The 6,941-nt window shown below is 60.9% G+C and carries 4 protein-coding genes and 1 tRNA gene; 1 reads left to right on the top strand and 4 read right to left on the bottom strand.

What is annotated here, in order from left to right; translation table 11 throughout:
- Window positions 1-456: 456 nt before the first annotated feature.
- From AB5405_RS06085 to AB5405_RS06070, 4 genes are all read right to left on the bottom strand, one after another.
- Window positions 457-533, bottom strand: a tRNA-Glu gene (locus AB5405_RS06085).
- 317 nt (window positions 534-850) lie between these two features.
- Complete coding sequence (locus AB5405_RS06080; RefSeq protein ID WP_368137894.1) at window positions 851-3,028, bottom strand: MurT ligase domain-containing protein; 2,178 nt, start codon at window positions 3,026-3,028, stop codon at window positions 851-853.
- 45 nt (window positions 3,029-3,073) lie between these two features.
- Window positions 3,074-4,117: a hypothetical protein gene (locus tag AB5405_RS06075; RefSeq protein ID WP_368137893.1), complete on the bottom strand. Its 1,044-nt coding sequence runs from the start codon at window positions 4,115-4,117 to the stop codon at window positions 3,074-3,076.
- Window positions 4,117-5,193, bottom strand: a complete 1,077-nt coding sequence (locus tag AB5405_RS06070; protein WP_368137892.1) for a tetratricopeptide repeat protein — start codon at window positions 5,191-5,193, stop codon at window positions 4,117-4,119. The genes AB5405_RS06075 and AB5405_RS06070 overlap by 1 nt, the downstream gene beginning before the upstream one ends.
- 500 nt (window positions 5,194-5,693) lie before the next feature.
- Between AB5405_RS06070 and AB5405_RS06065 the strand changes: the two genes are divergently transcribed.
- A complete protein-coding gene (locus AB5405_RS06065; protein WP_368137891.1) occupies window positions 5,694-6,917 on the top strand; it encodes an iron-containing alcohol dehydrogenase in 1,224 nt (407 codons plus the stop codon).
- The last annotated feature ends 24 nt before the right edge of the window (window positions 6,918-6,941 follow it).

Here is a 6,941-nt window from a genome sequence, read left to right as displayed (position 1 = left end):
GCGCCTTTAGACGCGAGCCCGGGGCCCGTGGGTTATACCCTAAGAGCAAACCACCCTTTTTAAGGGTGGTTCTGATTGCGAAGGACGCTTTGAAGCCCGTTTTGCCGCCGATATGCCTAGGTATAAAGGGTTGTGGGCAAAAAACGTCAAATATGAGTACTGTCACAAGTCCTGCAGCATTATTTATTTGCAAAATATGAAGTGTTACGCAACACATGTCCAAGTACTTAGCCGATAAACGTCTGCAATTCTTCCGCCGTAGGACGCCTGACGTCTAAATCGTCTTCTGAAGGCATGAAATTGCTGTTACTAAAATGGTAACAGTACTCATATTTGCTATTTTTTGCCCACAGGCCTTGCGATGATGCCGGGATTCGCACCCTGTCGGGTTCGAATCCCGGCATATCGGTAGCAAAAAGCCCGTCACCGCGAGGATAACGGGCTTCTCAGTTTAAATGGTGCCCCCAGCGGGATTCGAACCCGCGATATCAACCTTGAAAGGGTGGCGTCCTTGGCCGCTAGACGATGGGGACAGCGGGAAAGAGTATAGCAGACTTTTTTGCCGGCGCGTATATCGTTGGCAAACTGGAAAACCACCACATAGGAGCTGGCTCTCTATCCCGATCTTCAAACATCTCAATCTGTAACATCTGGGCGGGCAAATCGGCTCTATCTGTTACAGATCGAGACAAAAGGCAGGCGTCGGGGCGAACATCTCATTCTGTAACAGTAAGACGACTTTTAACAGTAAGACGACTTTTAACGGTCTAGATGTTACAGATTGAGACAAACCGCTGGGACGGGGCAAAACCACCACAAAGGTGGCTGTCCCCTTTGTGGTGGCGGGGCGTTAGGGGAGGAGCTTCATGGCGGCGTCGTGGGCGGCGTGCTCGTAGGTGTCGTCGAGGGACTTGAGCGGCAGCAGGGCTGTGGCCTGTGCATCGCCGCGGCGCTCGAGGGCGTGCGCGATGAGCCAGTCGGCAAGCTCGGGGTTCTTGGGCAGCGCCGGTCCGTGTAGGTACGTGCCGATGACGCCCTTGTAGATGATGCCCTCAAAGCCATCGTCGCCGTTGTTGCCGGTGCCCGCAACGACGGACGTTCCGAGCGGCGTGGCCTCTGTATCGAGCAGGGTGCGGCCGCCGTGGTTCTCGAATCCCACAAAGGGCTCAGGCGCCAGGTCGGTCTTGACGGCGACGTTGCCGATCAGACGGTCGGAGCCGCGCACAGTCTCGGCGGCAATGACGCCCAAGCCCTCGATGCGATCTTCACCCATGTAGTATGAACGGCCGAGCAGCTGGTAGCTACCACAGATGGCAAGCAATGAGCCACCATCTTCAACATAGGCCGCGACCTTGTCTTTTTGAGCGAGCAGCTCGTGCGCCACGGCCAGCTGGTCGCGATCGGAGCCGCCGCCCATCATGACGATATCGGCGTCGGTGAGATCGAGCGCCTCGCCCATGCGGACCTCATCCACGCGAACGGGGATGCCGCGCCAGGCGCAGCGGCGCTCGAGGGCGATGACGTTGCCGCCGTCGCCATAGAGGTTGAGGGCATCGGGATACAGGTAGACGATGCGCAGCGGGCGCGAGAGCTCGACCGGCGCGACGCCGACGGGGACGGCGCTGCCATCGGCGCGTGTTACGGCGCAGGAGGCAACCGAGCTCGCATCGGTACCTTTAAGCTCGTCGAGCTTCTTGACCAGCGGCGGGAAAGCCGTGTAGTTTGCGACGGCGTAGAAAGTGTCGCCGGCGGCTTCATCCCCAACGGCACCAATCGCCTGCTCGACATTCGAGATAATCGTGGCATCGATGCCGGCGTACTTCAGACGTACCTGCATATCGTGCGCGCGCGTGCCGCCAGCAAAAGCGACAAGCCCCGTTGTGTCGGCGATGCGTTCGAAGTCGACGTCGTAGATCCACGATACATCGTGGCCATCGGCATCGTTGTCGTTCAGGAAAAAGGCGCAGAGCCTGCCACCTGCTGTTTTAATGGACTGGATTTGTCGATCGAAGCCTACGGGATTTTTGGCCAGATTGGCCTCGACGGTACGGCCGGCGATTTCCCAGCGGCCCATGCGTCCGCCGGCGGGGACGTAGGCATCGAGCGTGGGCTGTAGGTGAGCTGCGTCCACGCCCAGCTCGCGCGCCGCAAAGAAGGCGGCGGCAACGTTGTAGACCATATACAGGCCGTTGTAGCGTGTGGCGATGTGCACGGCAGCCGCGTCGGGCGTAGATCCAAACACCAGGTCAAAGCCGTAGCCGTCACAGCCGAGCTCCACGCCCGTCACGCGACGGACAAGCCCGGGGCGGGCCCAGCCGCACGAGGGACAATGGTATGCGCCAAGCTGTCCGTACTGCACATAGTCGTACTCCAACGGCGCGTTGCACTGTGAGCAAAAACGCGAGTCGCTAATGCGGTCGGATTCGGTGTCGGTGGCGCCGTCGATGCCAAAGGCGATGCTTGCATTGGGAACGCGCGCGGCGATTGCGGCACACAGCGGGTCGTCTGCGTTGTAGATGAGCGTCGTTGCCGGTGAAAGCTCCAGCGCGTGGGCGATGACGTCCTGGGTGTGGTCGATCTCGCCGTAACGGTCCAGCTGGTCGCGGAACAGGTTGAGCAGCACAAAGTACGTCGGCTTGAGCTTGGGCAGAACGCGTACGGTGTAGAGCTCGTCGCACTCAAAGACGCCTACGCGCTTGCTGCTGGCGGTTCGCTTAAGGCCGCCGCGGGCCTCGAGCAGAGCGCCCACCACACCAGGCTCCATATTGTTGCCGGCGCGGTTGCATACCACGGTGGCGCCGCTGGCGGCAACGGCGTCGGCGATCAGGTTCGAAGTGGTGGTCTTGCCGTTGGTGCCGGTGATCACCACGCTGCGGTCGACCAGGCTTGCGAGGTCGCTTAGCAGCTCGGGGTCGATCTTCATGGCGATGCGGCCGGGAAGCACGCCGCCCTGGCGCTTGAGGACGGAGCGCAGCCCCCAGCGAGCGATATCGCTCGAGGTGCAGGCAAGAGATAAGCGGAGGTTCATGAAGCCGTTCCTAACATAGATGACATGGTCGGGGCGATCGCGTCGCTAAAAGCCGTAGCGGCGCGCAAATTCCTGGGCAAGCTGCGATACGTCTTCGCAGGCGTTGGCCCAGGGGGCAAAGTCGGGGGTGTCCGAGATAATGCCGTCGGCTTCCCAAACCGCCTGGTGCGAGAGGTCCCAGGGGTCGCGCGGCTCGGGTCGGCAGGGAAGATACGGCGTCTGGTACATGGGGTTCAGCAAGAAGAACGCGCCGCCCTCGCACCGGTTAGCGAACTCACGCAGCGCGCGCGTCGCCGGGCGCATCTTGTTCGTTTTGAACAGCAGAATCGTGCGGGCGAGCAGGTACCAGGGGGAGTTCTCGAGTGCGTCTGCCCCCATCTGTTCCTCGAGCTGATGTGCCAGGGCAAAAAAGCCGTCCTGGTCTTCCAGGCGGGCGAGGGCAAGCAGCACGGTGCCGGCGGCACGGGTGGGGTAGCCGGCCGCCTTGAGGACGCGGTGGGAGTAGTTGGCAGCGGCGCGGTAACGAGCGCTCGCCATGCACAGCTGCGAGATGGCCTCGAGCGTGTGAAGCCACCCGATAAGGGCGGGCTCGCTCACGGTAAGGTCTGCTGCGGTGACACCATCGGCCAAAACATTATTGGCCCAGTAGTGCGGGGCCTCCATATCAAACCCGGGCACGCTTTGTTGCAGGTAGTCGGCCGTGCTCGCCTCGAGCTTCATCAAGTCGCCCAGGCAGGCATCGACGGGCGTGTCCGCCAGGATGATGGCGAGCAGCTGGGCATCGAGGACATGCGCATCGACGCGAACAATCTTGAGCAGCTCGTCGCGCATGTCGTCGAACAGGCGGTTGCGCGTCTGCTCAAACTCCTCGTCGCTGCCCATGTCCTCGATGCGGCGAAGCTCGTCAAGCAAATGACGATGAACGCCGGCATAGGACAGCAGCGCTTGGGCATGCTCGGTCTGCGCATACTTGTGAGGGTTTGCGCTGATGTCGTTATGGACAAGCTCGCGTGCTGCATCGGTGAGTTCGGGGTGCGATGCCAGATAGGTGCGCTCCAGATAGGCGGGGATGTAGACGCTCGGATCCATTAGAGGTCTCCTCCCTTAAACGGCAATCCCTGTTCGGCCGCGCGCAGGATTCGTTCGTCGATCTGGGAGCGCACGATGTCGTTGGTGGCGACCCAGGCGGCAAAGCTGGCGTTATCGGGGGCGCCCAGGCCCTCCTGCAGCACCGGCGTCGCCTCGGACAGGGCAAGGACGAGCTCATCGGTGGAGCCCGGACCTACGTTGACGCGAGCATAGACGCCATCGGGAAACTCGGTTTGGAAGTAGAGCGCCTCGGCTGCGTGCGGGCACGAGCGTGCGAGGATGCGCAAGTAGTGCTCGGCGCCTTCGTAGTCCAGCTCGCGCCAGGCTGCGCTCATCAGTGCGATGAGCGTCCACGGGTCCAAGTCGCGCTCTGCATCCTTGGGACGGCGGCGCAGCGGCGTGTTGGCAAGATAGGGCACGGAGTGGGCGGAGCGAAAACGCTTGAGCTCCTCGGCAGGGTATTCGAGCTTTGCCATGGCAAGCATCGCGGTATGGCGGACGCCGGCGGGGTCGTTGGGCGCAAAGTCCAGGCTGCGATTCGCGGCATCCAGCGACATGCGGTAGCGGCCGCTAATGAGCGCGCGCGATGCCAAGGCGGCAAGCCAGCGCAGGTAGGGACGGCGGGTCAGGTCGTCTGCGGCCTCACGCTCGTAGGGGTCCTGTGCCGAGGCAATCTTGAGCGCCAGGTCGTGCTCCACCTCGTCGCACTTGGACACCAGATACTGCACGTATTCCTCGTTGGATTCGGCAGTGAGCGCCGTCAGCATGCGCTGGGCATCCCAGTTGGCCGGATCGAGCGCGGCTGCCTCGCGGAGCATGTTCTCGGCTGCGGCTTCTTCTTGCTCTGCCTGGGCGTCGTCGGGGATAAAGGGGATGCGGTAGTCGACAGCCTCGACGACCTTGGCGATCAGATGCCCAGCTCGGTCGCGGTCGTGCACGATGAGCGGCGCGGGGTTACGGGTGAATTGTTCCATCAGACGCTCTACGGCGGGGCCGTCGGTGAGCGGGATATTGTCGCGGCGCAAGGCCTCAAGAACGAGGCGATGGCAATCCTCTTGAATGGGATCGAATGCCATGGGGCCTCCTTTGCTGCGGTTAGGGTTCAAATGTCTCTATATAAAGTTCTAGTTTACCCGCATGTGGCACACCGGGGGTGCCGCACTTGGACTTGCACCTTTGCACCACGAAGATGGATGTCGCACAAATGTCGGCACCTTGGACGACCGAGTGGTATCACGGTGCCGTAAACGGTCGATTTTTGGCGGCGAACGGGGCACATTTTGGAGGGGTACCGTCCTGCCCGGGATATGTGGTCAACCCTGATAAAACGTTTGCCCAGCTTGGGAGTATGAGTGCCCCACAAGGGTCTTCAGGGATAGAAAAAACGTTTCATCATTATTGGCTTTAGGTGAATAACTGACCAACCAGAACGGTAAAATAGTGTTTGTCTGAGCGTCGAGACGTTCAGACATCGCGCATTGTCATCGCCGGCAACGCGCAAAACGGTCCTAACGGAGCCAATTGGGTGCTCCGTTATATACGCAAGTCTAAGAGGGGCTTGTTTAGGAGGCACAGTATGGGACGTTTTACCAATCCTCGCGATCTGTACTTTGGTGAGGGCGCTCGCCACGAGGTGAAGAACCTCAAGGGCAAGAAGGCCATCATCGTTTCTGGCGGCAGCTCTATGCGCCGCGGCGGGTTCCTGCAGGACGTTGAGGGCGACCTCAAAGAGGGCGGTTTCGAGGTCAAGCTGTTCGAGGGCGTCGAGTCCGACCCGTCTATCGAGACGGTCATGAAGGGCGCCGAGGCTATGCGCGAGTTCGAGCCCGACTGGATTATCGCCATCGGCGGCGGCTCGCCCATCGATGCCGCTAAGGCCATGTGGGTCTTCTACGAGTATCCCGAGGAGTCCTTCGATAACATCATCCAGCCGTTCAGCTTCCCCGAGCTGCGTCAGAAGGCTCATTTCTGCGCCATCTCCTCTACCTCCGGCACCGCTACCGAGGTCACCGCGTTCTCCGTCATTACCGACTACGCCAAGGGCATCAAGTACCCGCTGGCCGACTTCAACATCACCCCTGATGTCGCCATCGTCGACCCGGAGCTCACCTACACCATGCCCGCCAAGCTGTGCGCTCATACCGGCATGGACGCTCTGACCCACTGCATGGAGGCCTACGTTTCCACCTGCGCCTCTATGTTCACCGATGCCAACGCCCTGCACGGCATCCGCGAGATCGTCGAGTGGCTGCCCAAGTCCTATGCTGGCGACCATGAGGCCCGTCAGCACATGCACGAGGCTCAGTGCATCGCCGGTATCGCCTTCTCCTCGGGCCTGCTCGGCATCGTTCACTCCATGGCTCACAAGACCGGTGCGGCCTTCGAGAACGGCCACATCATCCACGGTGCTGCTAACGCCATGTACCTGGGCAAGGTCATCCAGTGGAACTCCAAGGATCCCCGTGCTGCCGAGCGTTACGCTTACGTGGCCAAGGAGATCCTGCACCTTCCCGGCGAGACCAACGAGGAGCTCATTGCTGCGCTCGTCCAGAAGATCCGCGACCTCAACGACCAGCTCAACATTCCGCAGTCCATCAAGGATTACGCGAATGGTGGCGTGAAGGTCGACGCCGAGAACCCGCAGATGGTTTCCGAGGAGGAGTTCCTCGCCAAGCTGCCCGAGATCGCCGCGAACGCCGAGCAGGACGCCTGCACGCCCGAGAACCCGCGTGAGACCAAGGCTGCCGACTTCGAGAAGATCCTCAAGGCCTGCTACTACGACACCGACATCGATTTCTAATCGACTCTTGTTATCGTAACGAGG

The organism is Collinsella aerofaciens, from assembly GCF_040920445.1.
In the GTDB taxonomy this organism is placed as follows: Bacteria; Actinomycetota; Coriobacteriia; order Coriobacteriales; family Coriobacteriaceae; genus Collinsella; species Collinsella aerofaciens_BH.
The sequence above is the reverse complement of the archived record's forward strand: the minus strand, read 5'-3'. Positions and strand labels throughout refer to the sequence as shown.

Excerpts from the sequence above, each read along its gene's own strand:
- AB5405_RS06065 (WP_368137891.1), top strand. The coding sequence starts at position 5,694 with ATGGGACGTTTTACCAATCCTCGCGATCTGTACTTTGGTGAGGGCGCT.
- AB5405_RS06080 (WP_368137894.1), bottom strand. The coding sequence starts at position 3,028 with ATGAACCTCCGCTTATCTCTTGCCTGCACCTCGAGCGATATCGCTCGC.
- AB5405_RS06075 (WP_368137893.1), bottom strand. The coding sequence starts at position 4,117 with ATGGATCCGAGCGTCTACATCCCCGCCTATCTGGAGCGCACCTATCTG.
- AB5405_RS06070 (WP_368137892.1), bottom strand. The coding sequence starts at position 5,193 with ATGGCATTCGATCCCATTCAAGAGGATTGCCATCGCCTCGTTCTTGAG.